General features: G+C 65.0%; 12 protein-coding genes. 5 read left to right on the top strand and 7 right to left on the bottom strand.

Annotated features, from left to right (window positions below; genetic code table 11):
- Positions 1–243 precede the first annotated feature (243 nt).
- From GGQ64_RS09110 to GGQ64_RS09125, 4 genes are all read left to right on the top strand, one after another.
- Positions 244–1,965, top strand: a complete 1,722-nt coding sequence (locus GGQ64_RS09110) for a hypothetical protein (protein ID WP_183802422.1) — start codon at positions 244–246, stop codon at positions 1,963–1,965.
- Positions 1,966–2,154: 189 nt separating this feature from the next.
- Positions 2,155–4,170 (top strand): hypothetical protein, encoded by a 2,016-nt coding sequence (locus GGQ64_RS09115; RefSeq protein ID WP_183802425.1) that lies wholly within the window; start codon positions 2,155–2,157, stop codon positions 4,168–4,170.
- A 12-nt stretch (positions 4,171–4,182) separates the two neighbouring features.
- Positions 4,183–6,678 carry a type I secretion system permease/ATPase gene (locus tag GGQ64_RS09120; RefSeq protein WP_183802428.1) on the top strand — a complete coding sequence of 832 codons (2,496 nt, stop codon included), beginning with the start codon at positions 4,183–4,185 and terminating at the stop codon, positions 6,676–6,678.
- An 11-nt stretch (positions 6,679–6,689) separates the two neighbouring features.
- The gene (locus GGQ64_RS09125) at positions 6,690–8,030 is read left to right on the top strand and encodes an HlyD family type I secretion periplasmic adaptor subunit (RefSeq protein ID WP_183802431.1); all 1,341 of its coding nucleotides are present in this window, start codon (positions 6,690–6,692) and stop codon (positions 8,028–8,030) included.
- 256 nt (positions 8,031–8,286) lie between these two features.
- Here GGQ64_RS09125 and GGQ64_RS09130 read toward each other — a convergent pair whose 3' ends face one another.
- From GGQ64_RS09130 to GGQ64_RS09140, 3 genes are all read right to left on the bottom strand, one after another.
- The gene (locus GGQ64_RS09130) at positions 8,287–9,759 is read right to left on the bottom strand and encodes an O-antigen ligase family protein (protein ID WP_183802434.1); all 1,473 of its coding nucleotides are present in this window, start codon (positions 9,757–9,759) and stop codon (positions 8,287–8,289) included.
- A gap of 61 nt (positions 9,760–9,820) precedes the next feature.
- Entirely contained in the window at positions 9,821–10,891 is a 1,071-nt protein-coding gene (locus GGQ64_RS09135; protein WP_183802438.1) for a glycosyltransferase family 2 protein, read from the bottom strand.
- Between the two features lie 419 nt (positions 10,892–11,310).
- Entirely contained in the window at positions 11,311–12,726 is a 1,416-nt protein-coding gene (locus GGQ64_RS09140; protein WP_183802441.1) for an LLM class flavin-dependent oxidoreductase, read from the bottom strand.
- Between the two features lie 191 nt (positions 12,727–12,917).
- Here GGQ64_RS09140 and GGQ64_RS09145 point away from each other — a divergent pair, with 191 nt between their 5' ends.
- Positions 12,918–14,129: an acyl-CoA dehydrogenase family protein gene (locus GGQ64_RS09145; protein WP_183802444.1), complete on the top strand. Its 1,212-nt coding sequence runs from the start codon at positions 12,918–12,920 to the stop codon at positions 14,127–14,129.
- A gap of 240 nt (positions 14,130–14,369) precedes the next feature.
- Here the strand turns inward: GGQ64_RS09145 and GGQ64_RS09150 are convergent, their stop codons facing one another.
- Genes GGQ64_RS09150 through GGQ64_RS09165 form a run of 4 tightly spaced genes read right to left on the bottom strand, consistent with a single transcriptional unit; the run spans position 14,370 to position 19,157 of the window.
- On the bottom strand, positions 14,370–15,584 hold the full coding sequence (locus GGQ64_RS09150; protein ID WP_183802447.1) for an SfnB family sulfur acquisition oxidoreductase: 1,215 nt from the start codon (positions 15,582–15,584) through the stop codon (positions 14,370–14,372).
- A 25-nt stretch (positions 15,585–15,609) separates the two neighbouring features.
- On the bottom strand, positions 15,610–16,587 hold the full coding sequence (locus tag GGQ64_RS09155) for an ABC transporter permease (RefSeq protein ID WP_183802450.1): 978 nt from the start codon (positions 16,585–16,587) through the stop codon (positions 15,610–15,612).
- A 1-nt stretch (position 16,588) separates the two neighbouring features.
- Positions 16,589–17,638, bottom strand: a complete 1,050-nt coding sequence (locus tag GGQ64_RS09160) for an ABC transporter permease (RefSeq protein WP_183802453.1) — start codon at positions 17,636–17,638, stop codon at positions 16,589–16,591.
- Positions 17,628–19,157, bottom strand: a complete 1,530-nt coding sequence (locus GGQ64_RS09165) for a sugar ABC transporter ATP-binding protein (protein WP_183802456.1) — start codon at positions 19,155–19,157, stop codon at positions 17,628–17,630. The genes GGQ64_RS09160 and GGQ64_RS09165 overlap by 11 nt, the downstream gene beginning before the upstream one ends.
- Positions 19,158–19,344 lie beyond the last annotated feature (187 nt).

Genomic DNA, 19,344 nt, shown 5'->3' on the forward strand with positions numbered 1-19,344 from the left:
CGTTCGGCGGGTCTGCAAGCGGAAACGGCCAAGGCCCCTTAAGTGGCCTTCGTCCACCGCACCCTGAGTTCAGAAGGGAGGCATACAATCCAACAACAGGATTGAAGCAACCGGTGAACGCCGAAACCCGGCGTCCGGGCACAGGCCAGTTGACAGCACTCATGTTCAACCCCCGCTCGGTCAAGACCCTATGAAGATGAATGGCGGTCAAGCCGTAGCGGCCCAGCAACAGAGGGTATAGCTATGTCTAGCAAGAGCCGGAACAACAACAACTGGGACTACGTCGATCCTTCGCAGGAACAGGAACAACAGCAGCAACAGCAGCAGCAGGAACAACAACAGCAGCAGCAGGAACAGGCCACCACCCAGGACCAGACCCAGACGAGCGACTCGACCAACGAGAACAGCAACGACAACGGGAATGGCAACGGTAACGGTAACGGCAACCTGAACCTCAATGGCAACGGCAACCTGAACCTAAACGGCAACGCCAACCTCAACAAGAACATCAACGAAAGCAAGACGACCGTCGACGTGGACGTCAACGTGGATGTCGCAGCGGCATCGGGAAAGAGCCATCGGCCTGACGACAACGATTTCGCCGACATCGACATGAAGGGCCACAACTCGATCGACGGGATGTTCAACATCAAGTTCGACGATATGCTGAACGGCGCCCTGACCGGTGCCGGCAATGACGTTGCGAACGTCTTCAACCAGGTCGCCAATCTCCAGGACAACGACAAACTCGACAACGCCCAGGTCACGAACAACGGCCCGGTAAACTTCAACCTGACCGCTGAAGGCGGCAAGGCCGAAGCCGAGGAAGGCATCTCTGCCGGCGGCACCGGCGGCGACGGCGGCGACGAAGCCTATGCGGACGGCGGCGACGGCGGTTACGGCGGCGGTGCCCTGGGTGGCTTCGCTGCGGGCGGCAAAGGCAAGGCCGATGCCACAAGCGGCGACGCTGACGGCGGCAAGGGCGAAGGCGGCAACGCTGACGGCGGCAAGGGCGACGGCGGCGACGCCACAAGCGGCTACGCTGACGGCGGCAAAGGCGACGGCGGCAAAGGCGGTGACGGTGGCGCAGGCCTCGGCCTCGGCCTCGGTCTCGGCCTCGGCCTCGGCGCCGGGCTGGCATTTGCCGGCGACGGTGAAGAAGGCGGCAACAACAAGGCCGGCGATGGCGACAAAGGCGGCGACGGCGGCGATGCCGACGGCGGCGATGCCGGTGACGGCGGCGAAGGCGCATCCTCGACGGCAGGTGACGGCGGTACCGCAGTCGGCGTTGCCCTCGGCCTGATCGACCCTGTCTTCGTAGATAGCAACGGCGGCGACGTCGACAACGCCAGCAATGGCGGTGGCGGCGGTGCCGGTGGTGCAGGCGGCGGTGCCGGAGCAGGCGGCGCAGGCGGTGGCGGCGGGTCCGCGACCGATGCGGGCGACGGCGGCGATGGCGGCGGCGCGCTCGGCGCGGGCGTCGGCATTGGTTACGGCGCCGGTAACGGTGCGGGTACCGGTGGTGACGGCGCAGCCGGCGGATACGGTGTCGGCGGAGCTGCCGCGAGCGGCGACGCAACCGGCGGAGCAGGCACCGGCGGCGGTGCATGGGCCGGAGACGGCACGGGTGGCCACGCACTCAGCGGTGCATGGGCTACGGGCACCGGCGGCGACGGCTACGGCGGCTGGGCCTATGGCGGTGCCGGCGGAGCCGGTGGCGCTGGCGGAACGGCAACCAATGGCGATGGCGGCGCCGGTGGCGCCGGCGGCACCTGGGGCTCCGGCAACGGCGATGACGGCTACGTCACCGGAACGAGTTCGGCCTCGGCCGATGCAGCGATCAGCATCAGCGCCTTCAACCAGGAAATCGTCATGGGTGCAAACCTGCAGCAGAACGCGGTCGACATGACCGTGGTCGGCGGCAACCTCAGCAACACCGTCATCGGCGAAGACGACGACGCATGACGTCACGAGGTGGTGGTTTCGCTCCATCGAGCGAGACCACCCGCGTTCGAACTGCGCAGCCGTCGCTGCGCAGTTCACTTCGGGTAGAGCACTTTCCTGGTCGCACGGTTGGAGCGCTCCCTAGCCGCTCAACCGGACCGATCTCACAGCATCCAGCAAGTTGCCAGCGTCTGGGGGGAGTATCGCGTCATGATCACCATGGACAAGATCAACGAGGAGATCGCCCACTTCATCGGCATGCTTCAGATGAGTGCCGAACAAGCCCTTGTCAGGCACACCTATGAGGAGTTCGACGCGCTCAAGCCGGTCGAGCCGGATCCCGATGCGCCGGCGCCCGGCAATTTGCCGTTTGCAGCGCCCTACGAGTTCATCGGCTTCGATCCCGGCGTCCCGTACCGCTCTCCCCCTCCGGGTCCGATGGACGGCGACCCGCACCGCTTCCCCAACATGCTTCCGCCCCCGCCACCGCTCGTGCCCGACTTTCCGGAGTTCTCCGTGACACCGATGGTCAGAATACAGGACGCAGTTGCATCGGGCGCCGCTACAGCCGGCCCGCCGGAACTCGAACCGCCGGGCTCCGTCGTCGCCTACATCAACCAGGCGATCGGCCTTTCCGACAACGATGTCTTCAGTGTCGGCGGGCATGGCCTTTCCTTCACACCCGGGGAAGTGAGCGCCGACGAATTGCTCGATGCGGCCGAAGCGGCCTATTCCCTGTCGCCGATCGGCGGGCTGGAGCGTCCGGGATCGAGCGTTGAGATGATCGAGACCGTAAATGATATCGCCGCCCGGCTGGACGGGTTCGCCCCCGGCAACGGCAGCGAATTCCAGGTCTTCGTGCAACAGGGGCAGGGCATCAGCGGCATCTTCGTCAACGGCGAACTGGTGGACGAAGTGCCGAAGCTCACGGACTATCACGAATTCGAGAAAGAGGACGAGCCGGACGGGACCGGAGAAGTCGTTTCGACTGGCAATGCAACCTTCGGCGAGGATGGATCGATCCTGGTCGAGGCTTCCGTGACGCTGACCGCCGGCGACAACACGCTGGTCAACGAGGCCATCCTGAAGAACCTCTGGACCGCCGGCACCGTGACCGCGGTCGTCGGCAACCACATCGAACTCAATGCGATCATCCAGACGAATGCGATCTGGGATGCAGACAAGATCGGAACCGGCGTCTGCGACTGGACGAGCGACGCCGCCGTCAACGAGGTGCTCAACATCGCCTCTTTTAACCGAACGGACCTTTCTGCGGACGACGACAAGGCAGATGCAACGGAAGGTGAATTTCCCGATTTCTGGGCCGTGACGAAGATCGAGGGCGACCTGTTGATGGTCAACTGGCTCGAACAGTTTATCTTCAAGACCGACAACGACGTCGGAATCCTGTCGTCGACCGGCGTCACGACGAGCGTGATCAGCGGCGACAACACGGGCGTCAACCAGACCTCCATCTTCGACCTCGGCTTCTCCTACGACCTCATCGTCGTCGGCGGCTCGATCTATGACGCCAGCATCATCCAGCAAATCAACGTCCTTTTCGACAACGACCTGCTCGGCGGCGTACAGGGTTTCGAGACGAAGGGGACCGGCTCGGCCTCCACATCGGACAACCTGCTGTGGAACGAGGCGGTGATCAACAACATCGGCGGCGCGGACCGCTTCGCGGCCCTGCCCGATGCCTACCGGGAGACCGCGGAAGACCTTGCAGACGGCAAGAACACGATTTCCAAGGACGTCCTGAGCGACGAGGCCTTTGCCGGGCTGAAGGGCCTGAACGTGCTCTACATCGAGGGAGACATCATCAACCTGCAGTACATCAAGCAGACCAGCGTGCTCGGGGATTGCGACCAGGTCGCACTGGCGATGGACCAGCTCAAACCTCATCTCGACACCGACTGGTCCATCTCGACCGGCGGCAACGCCCTGATCAACAACGCCGCGATCGTCAACCTGGATTCCTTCGGCAAGACCTATGTCGGCGGAGAGAAATATTCCCAGGAGACACTCATCCAGGCCGAGTTGATCTCATGCGAACCCGATCGCCTCGGCGCTCAGGATCCGAACATGCTGGTCAGCGAAGCAATCGCATTCCTCGACGACCCGATGGCCGGGGCCGACCAGCAGCCGGGGCATGGCGTCTACATTCCGTCCGCCAACGACGGACCAACGGACGACGGGCTGCAACACGTACTCGGTCATTGAGGGGACGAGGGGATGTCTGACAACCGCAAACGGGTTGCCGATGGCAATGACGAGCATCGTGTGCCCTCGGAAGGCGTTCAGCCGGCGACGTACGACCAGGCCTATGCTCGGTTTCAGAATGCCGTGCAGCAGTGCCAGGCGGCTGCGGTCGAGGGGCCGGATTCGGCCGTCGCCATGACGTCTGCGCATCGTGCAAAATTCGGTCCGCCCAACAGACCGGGTCCCAGAATCGTCTCGGCGGAGAGCGAACAGGCGGCAGGTCCGCCCCGTGTCGCAGCCGCCCTGCCCGCGCCGTCTCAAGACGTGCGGCGGCAGGATTCGCAATCCGCTGCCAGGCCGGAGAGCCCCGAGCGGACGCCGGGAATGGGCCCGCGGGGCGTGCCGCAGCCGGAGAAGGACGTGCGCCCGATCAAGGCGGTAGAGTCCCCCGTTGCCCCCCGTCCCGCCGCCCAGCCTGTTGACATCGACCCGCCGCCAACCGTCGTGGAACCGGAAATCCTGACCGTCGTTCCCCAGCCGGTCACGCGGATTGCGGCAGAGCCGGTCGTGCAGGAGCAGGAAAAGCCGCAGGCCGCACCGATCAGGGAGCGGACGCGCGCGCTCTTCGGCGAAGCCAAGCCGGAGACGGCCAAGCGCGAACCGACCATTGCCAAGGGCCCAGAGGGTCTCGTGACGATCGAGGGCGACACCGGCCCGATAAAGGCCGGAGGGGGGGCCAACGACAAAGCCTTCTCCGGGGGTGGAGGGAAGGGGTCCGGCTCGGGCGGCGGCACCTTCCACAAGCGGCTCGGACCCGTCGACTTCTCCGCGAGCCTCAAGGCGGGGATCGATGCCGTCAGGCTCAACCTGGCTGCAGTCATGGTGTTCACCCTCGCCACCAATGTGCTGGTGCTGGCGGTGCCCATCTATCTGTTCCAGATCTCCGACCGCGTCCTGACCAGTCGCTCGCTCGACACGCTGATCATGCTGACCGTCGTCATCGTCGGCGCGATCGTTCTGCAGGCGGTCTTCGACGCGATCCGGCGCTTCATCCTGATGCGCACGGCCGTGGAGGTCGCGGTCCAGCTGGGCGCACCCATTCTCAGCGCGGCGGCGACCGCATCGCTCAACGGAAACGGCCGGGAATACCAGACACTCGGCGACCTCCAGCAGGTGCGCTCCTTCCTCGTATCCAGAACCCTGCTGTCGTTCCTGGACGCGCCGCTTGCGCCGCTTTTCGTCCTCGCCGTCTTCCTCGTCCATCCTCATCTCGGATCGATCGTGATCGCCACGGCGCTGCTTCTTCTCATCCTCACGCTCGTCAACCAGCGCCTGACGGCCGCTCCCTTCGCGGAAGCGAACACCTCGCAGGTGAAGGCCAATCTTCATCTGGAATCGATGTCGCGCAATTCGCAGGTGATCAACGCGCTCGCCATGATACCCGAGGCGGTGCAGATCTGGGGCAGGGACACGGCGACCTCCCTGAAGGCGCAGGTCATCGCGCAGGATCGCAACATCGCCATCAGCGCGCTCTCGAAGGGCATCCGCCTGCTGGCGCAGGTGGCCATGCTGGGATGGGGCGCCCATCTGGCGATCAACGGCGAAATGACCGGCGGCATGGTGATTGCATCGTCGATCATCGCCGGACGCGCGCTGGCGCCGATCGAAGGCGCCATCGAAGGGTGGAGCCAGTACAGCCAGTCGCGTGCCGCCTATAGCCGGATAACCAGCCTGCTGAAGGCGTCGCCGCTCAATTTCGAACGCCTGAACCTGCCGCGGCCGGAAGGCCGGCTGGATGTGGAGCGGCTGCTCTACGTGCCGGGGGGGACCAAGCGCGTCGTGCTGAACGGCATCTCCTTTGCCTTGCAACCGGGCGATTCCCTTGCCGTCATCGGCAACTCGGGGGCCGGGAAGACGACGCTCGGCAAGATGCTGGTCGGCTCGATCCTGCCGACATCGGGCAACGTCCGCCTCGACCTCATGGACATCCGGAACTGGGATCAGCGGCAGTTCGGCCAGAACATCGGCTATCTCCCGCAGGACGTGCAACTCTTCCCCGGGACGATCAAGGCGAACATCGCCCGCATGCGCCAGGACGCAACCGACGAGCAGGTCTACAAGGCGGCGATGCTTGCCGACGTCCACGAGATGATCGCCACGTTGCCGCACGGATACGAGACCACCGTGGCCGCCGACGGATCACCGCTTTCCGGCGGGCAGAAGCAGCGCATCGCGCTCGCCCGCGCCTTCTTCGGCGATCCCCGCATGGTCGTGCTGGACGAGCCGAACTCCAACCTCGACAGTGCCGGCGACGCCGCCCTGATGCGCGCCCTGCAGCACGCCAAGGAGCACAAGATCACCATGATCACGATCACGCAGCGCCCGGCGCTGCTCAGCAATGTCGACAAGGTGCTGCTTTTGGTCAACGGCACCGTGGCGCTGTTCGGCCTGCGCCAGGACGTCCTGAAGGCACTGGAGACGCGGGGCATCCAGATCGACAACGGCTCGTTTGGCCATCAGTTGCAGTAGGAGCGGCGGTGATGTCCGACATAGCGAAAATCCAAGACATCGAGTGGTATTCGGAGGTGCCCCGGTCGATCCGAAAGCAGATGACCGCCGGGTTGATATTGCTGGGCGCCACGTTCGGAGGCTTCGGGGCCTGGGCCTTCACCGCTCCGCTCGCCGCAGCCGTCATCGCCCAGGGCAGCTTCGTGGCGACCGGCCGCAACAAGGTCGTCCAGCACTACGAGGGCGGTATCATAAAGGAGCTGCTCGTCAACGAGGGCGACGAGGTGGTGGAGGGCCAGCCGCTGGTGAGGCTGGACGAGACCGCCGCGCTGGCCAAGGAGCGCGAACTGTTCCTGCGCCGCGTCAGGCTGGAGGCGACCGCCGCGCGCCTGACCTCCCTGTTCGAGGGCGACGAGCAGATAGACATTACCGGCATTGCGGAGAACCACCGAAACGACCCGGATGTGTCATCGATCCTGATGAACCAGCAGCTGAACTTTAAGGCTCTGGGCCTGAAGCAGTCGAACGAACTGTCCTTGCTGCGCCAGAACATCAAGGCCCTGGAGTTCCGTAGCGAAGGATACGCCCGCCAACGCATATCCATCATGCGGCAACTGGAACTGCTCGGGGAGGAGCAGGAGAGCAAGAAGAAGCTTCTCGCCAAGGCGTTGATCCGCGAGACCGAACTGAAGGCCATTCAACGCGCGATGGCCGACGCGGAGGGACAGATCGGCAGGCTGGAATCAGAAGTGGCCGAGACGCAGGCGCAGATCGTCAAGGGGCGGCAGGAAATCAGCAGCACCGAACAGTCCTACCGGGAAGACGCGCTCGACAGGCTGCAGGCGATCCAGGGCGAACTGGACACAGTAAGGGAACAGTCCCGCCAGGCCGAGAACGTCCTGCGCCGCGTCACGATCAACGCGCCGGTGACGGGGACCGTCGTGCGGACCCACTACCATACGGCAGGCGGCGTCATCGAAAGCGGCAAGGGCATCATGGAAATACTGCCGGCCGGGGTGCCGCTGATCATCGAGGCGCAGATACCGCGCAACAATATCGACAGCGTGTCCGTCGGGCAGACGGCAACGGTCCGCCTGGTGGCGCTCAACCAGCGCACCACGCCGGTTCTCCATGGCAACCTGTTCTATATTTCCGCAGACGCGCTGGAGGACAGCAAGCCGGGCATGCCGGCCCACGACGTCTACCTGGCGCGCGTGAACATTCCCGCGGAGGAGCTCGCAAAGGTCAAGGGCTTCCACCCGACGCCCGGAATGCCGGCGGAGGTGATGATCCAGACGGAGAAGCGCACCTTCTTCAGCTACATCGTCAAGCCGATCACCGACAGCATGTCCAGGGCGTTCACCGAGCGGTGAGACATCGACGCCGCAAGGATTTTCACGTCACACCCGCGGCGTCGCCGCGTCGGCCATGTCCGATCGATATTCCGGCGCGCAACTTCGCTGGCGCCATGCGGGCGGGGATTTGCCCCTTCTGCGTGGGGACCGTGACTTTTAAGCGAGAGCTCAGGCTTCGGAACAATTCACGGGGCGCTCCAGCCCCGACGTTCACGCGCATAGGCGCACGGGCCTGCCTGCCGGCTTCGCCAGGGTCGCCGCGCAGCGGCTGCAGCTAACCCCGCACTTCGGCCTCAGGACGCTCCCTTCGGCCCTTCCGCTCGATCGCCGCCGGCGTTCGCGCAGACCTGCGCGCCCGAACGCCCGGTTGTTCGATCGGGACCCCTTCCCCGGGCTTCGCGTCCAGCATCCAGATGCCGCTTCCCAGCAGGAACAGGAACCATGCATAGTTCGCGGCCCAGATGTGGACCGTGCAGCCGACGAGCATGAACATCGCCATGCAGATGACATATCCGGAGCGATAGGCGTCGATCTTCTCGTCGACGCTTTTTCTATAGGCAACCCCGCAGATCGCGACCAGGCAGGCTGCGAAGATCAGGATGACGCCCGGAATGCCGTGTCGCATCGCAATCAGGAGCCAGAAGTTGTCGACGCTGTCTGGCATCCACGACGGCCGCGCCCAGTCGCCCATGCCGATGCCGAACAGCGGATGGTTCGCGACCGAGGCGGAGCCGAATTCCCAGATCAGCAGGCGAAACCAGCCGGTCTGCGGGTCGAAGGTGAAGCGAGATATGTAGAACTGCACAGGGGTCAGGTTGGAGCCGAATTCAACGATCAGATACCCTAGGAAGACGATCCCCCAGAAAATCTTCCATCGGTAGCTGAACCGATGCAGCGCCAGATTCCAGCCGATGAACGCCAGTTGCATCACCATACCGGCAATGGGCGCCGACGACATCGACAGAAAGGCCGTGAAGAAAATGGCGGCCGGCCAGACCCAGCGCGACAGGCCCATTCTTCCGTAACCGAGCACCTGATAGGCCAGCGCGAGAAGGCTCCCGCAGAAGAGACCGAAGACGATCGAATGTCCGAACGGCCCCTGGACGCGCCAGAATCCCATTCGCGGCTCCATCAGCGTGATCTCGACGGTCGGAAAGACCGTTCCAAGGACCGTCAACAGCGGCTTCTGGCCGGTCGTCCATTCGTAGAGGGCGAACGGAAGGAGGATCAAGACCAGCCAGCAGGCGAGCCGGACAATATTGCGGAAGTCTTCTGCCGTCCGGATATAGCAGCGCGCCAGGAAATAGGCCCCCAGGGTCTCGATGTTCAGGATTCCAATCGCCTCGATCCCCGGCCCGATACCGTGGACGACGGCGAGGCTCAGCGAAGCCCAGAGGCTGAACAGCAGGACGGCGATATCCGCAAAGCGGATTGGCCCTGCCCTGCCGCTGACCCACATGAACAGGCATGGCAACAAGGTGGCGAGCAGGACGATCCGGTACACCGACAGGTTCATCGGGCCGAGCGGTATGATCCATGGAATGACGAGGCCGACGACGAAGACGACAATGGGCCACGGCAGCCGTGCCCTGGTCTTGCGGCTTACCGGGTCTGGCGTGCCTGCGACAGCCCGGGCGGTCGTGGCGCCGGCGACGACGGCAGCCTTGCCGCGCACACGTCCCCGATACGCGTCAGGCGTGGGCCTGCCGCTGCGGGAAACGTCATCTCTCAACACCGTCGTCAGCATGCGTGCTGCCTTTGATGGCCAGGCCGGTAAGCGGTCCTCGCGATGTCGCGGGGCATGGCGATCATAAGTAGAATCGCGGAACGTGTATGCCGGTGTATCGGGCCCAATGCCAATCGACCCTGTTGAAGATCTCGCGCTCCGCGAATAGGCGCAATCGCGCGCTTTGGCGGGCAAGGGCGGCCTGCACGGCGCTCCTGTCATGGCGACGCTCGTCGGCCACCAGCGCACGGTATCCGGATGTGTCAACGATATCCGGCCACAGCGAAACGGCGAATTCGCGATACTTTGCCGGCGAGACGTCGTTCTCTGCGGGAAAATCGCAAAGCTTGCGCGCATGTTGGAGCGCCATAATGGCGAGCGAGCGCCTTGCGAGGCCATAGAGCTCGTCCCGGTCCGACAGGTCCGCGCCCTCCTTTTCGAACGCGGCCTTGAAAGCCTTGTGCCGTCCCTCCAGGTCGAACAATACGCCGGCGTGGATGGTTCGCTGCATGCTGAGCACATGGACGCGGTAGTAGGCCTGGTCGGCGCCGTGGACGCGGCCGATGTCGGAAATAGCTGCGATTCGCAGCCACATTTCCATGTCGGCGGAATGCGGGAGATCAGCACTGTAGCCGCCGATCCGCCTCTGAATATCGGCGCGAACGACCGCCTCCGGGCAGACGACGAAGTTCTTTCCCGATCGACAGATGTGTCGGATCCACTTCCTTCCATTCCAGATCGAGGTGCTGCTCGACGAGGTGCGCGCCGGCGGAAGGACATCCGTGAAAGAGATCGGTTGCCCGTAGGTCATGCCGACATTCGGATTGGTGTCCATCAGCGACGTGGCCCGCGACAGGGCGCCAGGCGTGAGCAGGTCGTCTGCCGAAAGCAGGACGAAGTAGTCGCCACGGATCTGTGCGATGCCCTCGTTGTATGTCGCGATGTGACCCCTGTTGGTCTCATGGCGAATGACCCGGATGCGCGGGTCACGGCGCATCAGATCGGCGCAGACCCGTGGCGTGTCGTCGGACGAGCAATCGTCGATGATAAGGACGTCGACGTCGACGCCTTCCTGATCGAGAACGCTCTGGACGCATTGCTCCAGATATCGAGCGTAGTTATAGCAGGGAACGAGGACCTGAACCGTCGCCATGTGTTTCTCGATGTTTCCTCACCTGGCCGGGATTCTAGATGATCACCGACCCGAGGCAAGAATTACGGTCGTCACCCTTTTGCGGTAGAACCGCGAGGAGAGCGCGTCGCGAGTGCGGTCTGACCGGTGCCCCGCCGTCCATTGGGATAGGCTTTGTCCCTACCCGCCTCCGCCGGATGCCCGGCAACGCGAGCGCTGCCCTCGGTCTCGGGCCGTTCGATCGGGCAACGGCCCTCCAGGGCCCGACGGATCGCTTCGTCGGCCATGCTCCCGCGAGCGCTGATCGACCTGAAGCCGCGCCGCATGGAATGCCGAATTGAGTGCCGATGGCAGGGCTACGCCTGCGGCGTTCCGCTACTGGCCGCCGGCCACGGGGTCGACAGAGCACCGGGCCGCGGCCGGCGGCGCGAGGCTGGCCGTCAGGCGCCGACCGATCTCAAGGCCTGCACGCCCTCGGCCTCGCGGCGCTTTACCGACTCGATGTCGCGATAGCCGTCGGCCGGATGCGTCTTCGGCAGGTACGGGCCTTCGCCGAAGAGTTTTTCGCGCAGGGTGCCCGGCCTGTAGGCGATAGGATAGGCGCCGCGCTTCTGCAGCTCCGGCACGATATGGGCGACGACATCCTCGAAACTGTCGGGCGTCACCGCATAGGCGATGTTGAAGCCGTCGACGTCGGTGTCGGCAACCCATTCCTGCAGAATATCGGCGATGCGCTCCGGCGAGCCGACGAAGACCGGCCCCATGCCGCCGATGCCGCCGAACCGGGCGAGTTCGTCGATCGTCCAGGACTTGTCGCCACCGGCAACGTGCTCGACGAAGGAATGGATGGCGTTGGTCTCGATCCTTTCCACTACATCCGTCGGCGCGTATTGGCCGAAGTCGATGCCGCTCCAGCCCGACATGAAGGTGAGCGAGCCGTCATAGGAGACGTAGCTCTTGTAGTCCTCGAACTTCTTCTGCGCTTTCTCTTCCGTCTCGTCGGTGATGATGGTGATGAGCGTGTAGATGAAGACCTTCTTCGGATCGCGGCCGGTGGCGGCGATGCGCTGGCGTATGTCGGCGACGTAGGCCTTCAGCACGGACTTCGTCGGCGCGGCGACGAAAATGCATTCGGCATGGGCGGCGGCGAACGCCTTGCCGGGACCGGAGGCGCCGGCCTGGTAGAGCACCGGCGTGCGCTGCGGCGAGGGTTCCGTCAGGCCATAGCCGGGAACCTCGAAGAATTTGCCCTTGTGGGCGATCTCGTGGACCTTTTCGGGATGGGTGAAGATGCGTTTTTCGCCGTCGCGCACCACGGCACCCTCTTCCCACGAGCCTTCGAGCAGCTTGTAGAGCACTTCGACATATTCGGCGGCTACCTCGTAGCGGTTGTCATGCCGGCGAAGGCCGCCCTGACCGACATTCTTTGCGCCGCTTTCCAGATAGGAGGTGACGATGTTCCAGCCGACGCGACCCTTCGTGTGATGGTCGGCCGTCGCGATGCGCCGGGCAAAGGTGTAGGGATGCTCGAAGGACGTCGAGGCGGTAATCCCGATGCCGAGGTGCTCCGTGGCAAGCGCGATGGGGGCGGCGAGTTGCAGCGGGTCGTTCACCGGGAGCTGCGCCGCCTGGTGGATGGCATGGTAGTTCGAGCCCTTGTAGACGTCGTAGTAGCCGATAACGTCGGCGATGAAGATGCCGTCGAAGACGCCGCGCTCCAGCGTGCGGGCCAGATCCTGCCAATAGTCCAGGTCCTTGTATTTCCACGACTTGTCGCGCGGATGCGCCCAAAGGCCCGGCGACTGGTGACCCACGCAGTTCATGTCGAAGGCGTTGAAGCGGATAGGGCGGGCCATGGCGATCTCCAGCATCTTTTGGATGCCGAACGGCATCGAAGTTTGCGGAGAATAGAGCCTTCGTTGCGAAAATACAGAAATTCTATCTTTTAGATATATTAATTTCGGAAATGGCTTTGCTGGCCCGAAGATTGCGCCTCGGGGAAGATGTGGGGCGAATTGCCGAAAGGCTGTAGAACAGGAGACCAGCCATGACCGCCCTGCACCTTCTCAAGGACCCCAATCTTCACGACGACCGGGCAAAGCTCTTCGCCAAGGCGGAGGCGATTTCCGCCGACCTCGCCCGCCGCGGCGCGGCGCTGGATGCTGAAGGCAAACCGCCGAAAGCGGAAATCGAACAGCTGAAGAAGGAAGGGCTGCTTTCGGCCCTCCATCCGGTTGAAATCGGCGGCGGCGGGCTGGACTGGGTCGATGGCCTCCGTCTGGTGCGTATCCTGGCGCGCGGCGAAAGCTCGATCGGCCAGCTTCTCGGCTATCATTTCGTCAACAGCCAGTACATCTATTGGGCGGCGGAAGATCCGGACAAGGCCTGGGACCTCGGCGTCGAGACTGTCGCGAAGACGCTCTATTGGGGCGCTGCGGTCAATCCGCGCGACCCGGGCCTGACGCTCAGGAAGGAGGGCGAGCACTATCTGCTCAACGGCCGCAAGACGTTTTCGACCGGCGCCCGCGTTTCCGATCGCATCAATGCCAATGCCGCCTTCGGTGACCAGGTCGCCAATTTCGTGCTGCCGACCGATCGCCCCGGCTACATCGCCAATGACGACTGGGACAATATCGGCCAGCGGCTCTCCGACAGCGGCAGCGTCGAGTTCCGCGATTCTCCGGTCTACGAAAGCGACTTCATCCTGCCGTTCGCCGACAAGGATGCGCCCCCTGCCGTGCAGGCGACCTTCAATACGCCGCTGATCCAGCTCGTGTTCGTCAATTTCTACCTCGGCACGGCGGAAGGCGCGCTGGACGCGGCCATTGACTACGTGCGCACGACGACGCGCCCCTGGCTCACGTCCGGCGTCGAAAAGGCAAGCGAGGATCCGTATATCCTGGAACGCATCGGTGAATTCCGTGCGGCCCTGAAAGCCTCCGTGGCGCTGGCCGACGCAGCCGCAACCGCCGTTCAGTCGGCGCTTGCGCGCGGCCGCGGCGTCACCGACCGCGAACGCGGGGAGGCGGCGATCGAGGCCTATGCGGCCAAGGTCAACGCCACCCATGTGGCCCTCGACGTCACCGCCCGCATCTTCGAACTGACCGGCGCCCGCTCGACAGCCTCTCACTACCGCTTCGACCGCTACTGGCGCAACGTGCGCACCCATACACTGCACGATCCGGTCTTCTACAAGGCCCGCGAGGTCGGCGACTTCACCCTCAACGGCCGCGTGCCGGAGCCGAGCCTGTACAGCTGAGGCTGGGTGGGAGGAGGGGGAGAGCGGCCGTTCGAACTCATCTTCCGCCCCTCATCCGGCCTGCCGGCCACCTTCTCCCCGCAAGCGGGGAGAAGGTAATGCGCCGCTCAGCTTTCTTCGATCTAAGCCCTTCTCAGGGCACGTCCCCTCTCCCCGCTCGCGGGGAGAGGGTTAGGGTGAGGGGCAACCCGCTACATGCGGTCGGTTCGCTCTCTATCGCCCCACAACAATAGCTGGACTTCAGAGTGCACCGTTCTTCGGCGGCGGGACGCCATTGAGGTGGTAATTGCCGACGACGTGGTATTTCCAGCGCACCGGGTCATGCAGCGTGTGGGTGCGGGCATTGCGCCAGTGGCGTTCGAGGTTGAGGCCGCGCTTCGTCGCGGAGGTGCCGGCGAGTTCGAACAGCACGTTGGTGGCGTCGATGGCGATTTCGGTCGTCAGCACCTTGGCGGCGGCCACGGCCAGCGTCGCGGCAATGGAATTCTCCTCGCCGGGACTGACCTGCGCCTTGTCGACCTTGCGGCCGGCGCGCTCCAGCACCGCCTCGGCCGCCTCGATGCGGATGGCGAGTTCACCGATGCGGGCAATCGTCAGCGGATCGTCCGCCGCGCGCTCGACGCCGCTGTCCGTCCAGGGCCGCGCCTTGTCGCGGACGTAACCGATCGTCTCCGTCAGCGCCGCCCGGGCAATGCCGAGATCGATGCCGGCATGGATGATCTGGCCGACGGAGCCGATCGTGCCGGGGCGCTCGAAACCCTTCTGGTGCGGCACGACGGCATCCGCCGGCACATAGACGTCGCGCAGGATCGTCGTGCCGCTGCCGGTGGTGCGTTGGCCGAAGCCGTCCCAGTCGTCGACGATCTCAATGCCCGCCGTCTCGCGCGGGGCGAAGGACATGGTGAGGCGATCCTGCTGGTCGAGCGCGAAGATCGCCACCCAATGGGCAAAAAGCACGCCGGTGGAATAGAACTTGCGGCCGTTGATGCGAAAACCCGCCCCGTCCGGCGTGATGCGCGTGTTGTAGTCGCCGACGGTTTTCGTGCCGACTTCGGAGAGGGCGTTGCCGAACCGGTCGCCGGCCAGCGCGCGGCCGAAATAGAAGCGCTTCTGCGCCTCGCTGCCGTCATGCCTGAGGGCCTCGAGAATGTAGAAATGGTTTTGCGGAATCTGGCCGATCGAGCTGTCGGCCTCTGAGAGGATCGCCGTCACCTCGGCGAGCACCGCGTTGGAGACGTCGATGCCGCCGTATTCGGCCGGCACGGTGATGGCGAGCAGGCCGGAGGCCGAGAGCTTGTCCAGTTCCTCGTGCGGAAGCGCCCGCTCATAGTCGCGCCGGCTTGCCCCGCCGGCGAACTCCGCCGCCAGCGCGCGGGCGACGGCGAGCGCCTCGTCTTCGTTGACGATGCGATGGGCGGCTTCCTGTGATTCGGTGAGCCGGGTGACGCTGCTCATGGGCATTCCTTTCGAGGGATCCGGGTCATGCCCGGGCGGCGGCCTTGCGGTTGGCGAAGCCGATGGCAAGGACGGAGAAAATGAGAAGGCCGGTGCCGACCTGCTGCCAGTAGAAATTGAGCCCCGAGAGCAAGAGGCCATTGGCGACCACGCCGAGCAGCAGCACGCCGAGCACCGTGCCGGGCACGTTGGGCCGGCCGCGCGGATCGAAGGTCGTGCCGATGAAGGTGGCGCCGATGGCGTTCAGGAGGAAGGCATTGCCGGAGGACGGGATATAGACCGTCACCGTGGAGGTGAGGATGAGCCCGACGACGGCGGCAATCGTCGAGACCAGCACGTAATTTGCGGCGGTGACGCGGGACAGCCGGATACCGGAATAGCGCACGACGCTCGCCTGGATGCCGGTGGCGAGCACCACCCGGCCGAAGCGGGTTTGCGACAGCACGAGCCAGGCCCCGGCAATGACGAGTGCGGCAAGAAGGAGCGGCACGGGAATGCCGGCGACCGTGCCATGGCCGAGAAAGCGGAAGGCTTCCGGCACGCCGGCGGGCGGCAGGTAGACCGGGTTGCCGCCGTTCGTCAGCAATTGCTGCACGCTGCGGCCGACGAAGAGCGTACCGAGCGTGGCGAGGAACGGCGAAATGCCGATGCCGGCTATGAGCACGGCATTGAAGACGCCGACGAGCGCGCCGCCGGCAAGCCCACCGAGGGCGGCGAGCGCGACCGGTTGGCCGGCGAGAACGAGGGAAACGAACGCGAAACTCGCGAAATCGATCGCCGTGCCGACCGAGAGGTCGATTCCGCCGGCCGAGACGGCGAAGGTCATGGCGACGGCGACGATGGCAAGCAGCGCGAAATTGTTCACCAGCACGCTGAGGAGATTGGCGCCGGACAGGAAGCCCGGCGCGAGCGTAGCGAACAAGGCGAAGACGGCTGTGAGTGCGGCGACCAGCGCATAGCGCCCGATGCCACGGGTGAGGGAGGAGAGGAAGGCCGTCGCCATGTCAGATGCTCTCCTTGCGGCCGAGCAGCGTGGTGGCGGAGACGACGAGCAGGATCAGAAGACCCTGCACGCCGCTCACCAGCGTGCTGGAAATGTTGAGAAGCTGGAAGCCGTTGATCAGGAAGCCGACGAAGAGCGCAGACAGCAGCGTGCCGGTGATCGTCGGCACCAGCCGGCGGGAAAAGACCGTGCCGAGCAGCGCCGTGACGACGACCGGCAGCAGCATGTCGCCCGCCCCCGTGGTGCTGCCCGAGAGATAGGAGACCGACAGGATGCCGGCGAAACCACCGCAAAGCCCGCTTGCCAGGAACGAGCCGGCGACGAAGGATCTGATCGGTAGGCCCGCTGCGCGCGCAGCGTCCGGGAACGCGCCGACCGCATAGAGCCGCAGCCCAAGCGGCGTATACTGCACGACGGCCGCGACGACGAAGGTGAAGCCCAGGAGGATATAGGCGAGCACCGGAATGCCGAAGGGGCCGCCGGCGGAGAGCGCCGAGAGGAAATCGGTCGCGGCCGGCACCACGGTGTTCTGCGTCAGCACCAGTTCGAGGCCGGCGACGACATTCATCACCGCAAGCGTCGCCAGCAGCGGCACGATACCGGCGAGCGTGACGGCGGCGGCGTTGACGGCGCCGATGGCAAGCCCCGTGCCGAGCGCGCCGAGGATCGCCACGCCATCGCCCTGCCCCGCCTGCACGAGCGAGGCATAGACGGCGGCGCTGAGGCCCATATTGGCGGCTAGCGACAGGTCGATGCCGCCCGTCACGACATTCGAGCCGCCCGCGATGATGACGATGGTGAGCCCGATCGCCAGCACCCCGGCAATCGCCGACTGGCCGAGCACGTTGCCGATATTGCCGATGGTGAGGAAGAACGGTGCTGCGGCGGAGAAGACCACCAGAACGCCGACGAAGACGGCGAGCGCGCCGCCCCTGAGCGCCAGCGTCGCAAGGCGGCGGCCGAAGGCTGGGCCGGATCCTGGCGGTTCGAGCGACTTCTGCGCCTCGATTTCCAGTGCGGAAGCCGGAATGAAGGGGGAGTCAACCAGCATGGCGAAGCGTCTCGTGGGCGCCCGTCACGTCCGCAAGGACCTGGTCCGGGCTCGTTTCGGAGGAGGTGAATTGCCGCGTCACGCGGCCGCGGAAGAAGACGAGGATGCGATCGGTGATGCCGAGCAGCTCCTCGATATCGGAGGAGAGCACCAGGATGCCGGCGCCCCGCTCGGCCAGTTCCCCGATCAGCCGATAGATTTCGACCTTGGCGGCAATGTCGACGCCGACGGTGGGCTCGTCGAGCAGGTAGATTTCCGACTGGCGGCTCAGCCATTTGGCGATCGCCACCTTCTGCTGGTTGCCGCCGGAAAGCGTGCGCACCAGCGCGTCGATGCCGTCCGTCTTGATCTGGAGCCTCTTCACGAGATCTTCTGTCTGGCGCCGCTCGGAGCCGTGATCGATCAGGCCGCGGGAGAAGCGGTCGAGGCTGGCGAGCGTCGTGTTTTCGGTCACGGAGAGGTCAAGGGCGACGCCGTCGCGGCGACGGTCCTCCGGCACGAGCGCAAGGCGCTTTTCGGTCGCCTCCGCCGGATCGGCGGAAAACACCGTCTCGCCATTGACGGAAACTGCCCCGCCGGTCGGCAGGTCGAGGCCGAAGAGCGTGCGCACCACCTCCTTGGCGCCCGAACCGACGAGGCCGGTCAGGCCCAGGACCTCGCCTTTGCGAAGCGCGAAGGAGACGGCGTCGAAGCGCTCGGCGAGCGCCAGGTTCTCCACCTGCAACAGCACTTCGCCGGGTATGACGTCGGGCTTGGGATAGAGCTCGCCGAGCGCGCGGTTGACCATCAGCGCGCCGATCTCGGTTGCGGAAGTTTCGGCGACCGGCAGGGTCGCGACGTCGCGGCCGTTGCGCAGCACCGTCACCGTGTCGCAAATATCGACGATTTCGCCCAGATAGTGCGAGATGTAGAGGATGGTGATGCCCTCCGCGCTGAGGCGGTGGATCAGCTGGAAGAGCAGATCCGCCTCGCGCCGGACGAGCGCGGCGGTCGGCTCGTCGAAGACCAGCACCCTGGGATTGGCGATGAGCGCGCGCGTGATCTGGACGATCTGCTTCTCCGCCGCCGAAAGATCGGCGATGAGCGCCGACTGAGGCAGCGAAAGGCCGAAATAGCGCGCCAGTATCTCGGCGGACTTGCGCCGCATCCCCGTGCGGTCGAGGAAGGGCGTGCCGGGAATGCGCAGCTCCCGGCCGAGGAACAGTGCCTCGCCCACCGTGAAGGTCGGCACCAGCAGGCGATCCTGATGGATGAAATGGATGCCGAGCTCTTCCACCAGATGCGGCGTCAGCCGGTCATAGGCCTCGCCGTCGATCTCGACCGTACCTTCGTCCGCCCGGTGCAGGCCGGCGAGCAGCTTGATCAGCGTCGATTTGCCGGCGCCGTTCTGGCCGACGAGGCCGTGCACCGAGTCGCGCTTCACCGACAGCGAGGCGCCGGAGAGCGCCGCAGCGCCGCCGAAGCGCTTGACGATGTTTTCCAGCCGGACGATTGCGCCGCCGTTTGTAGTATCCGCCATGGCCGTTGTCCTCGTTTGCAGAGAGCCCCCTCATCCGCCTGCCGGCACCTTCTCCCCGGTGGGGAGAAGGGAGAAACGAAGAGGTCGCATCCTTTCCCTCACCTTCTCCCCACCGGGGAGAAGGTGGCCCGACGGGCCGGATGAGGGGGTATCCACGACCGCCCCCAATGCCCGGACCCGGTCGCAA

Source organism: Mycoplana azooxidifex, assembly GCF_014196765.1.
Taxonomy (GTDB): Bacteria; Pseudomonadota; Alphaproteobacteria; order Rhizobiales; family Rhizobiaceae; genus Mycoplana; species Mycoplana azooxidifex.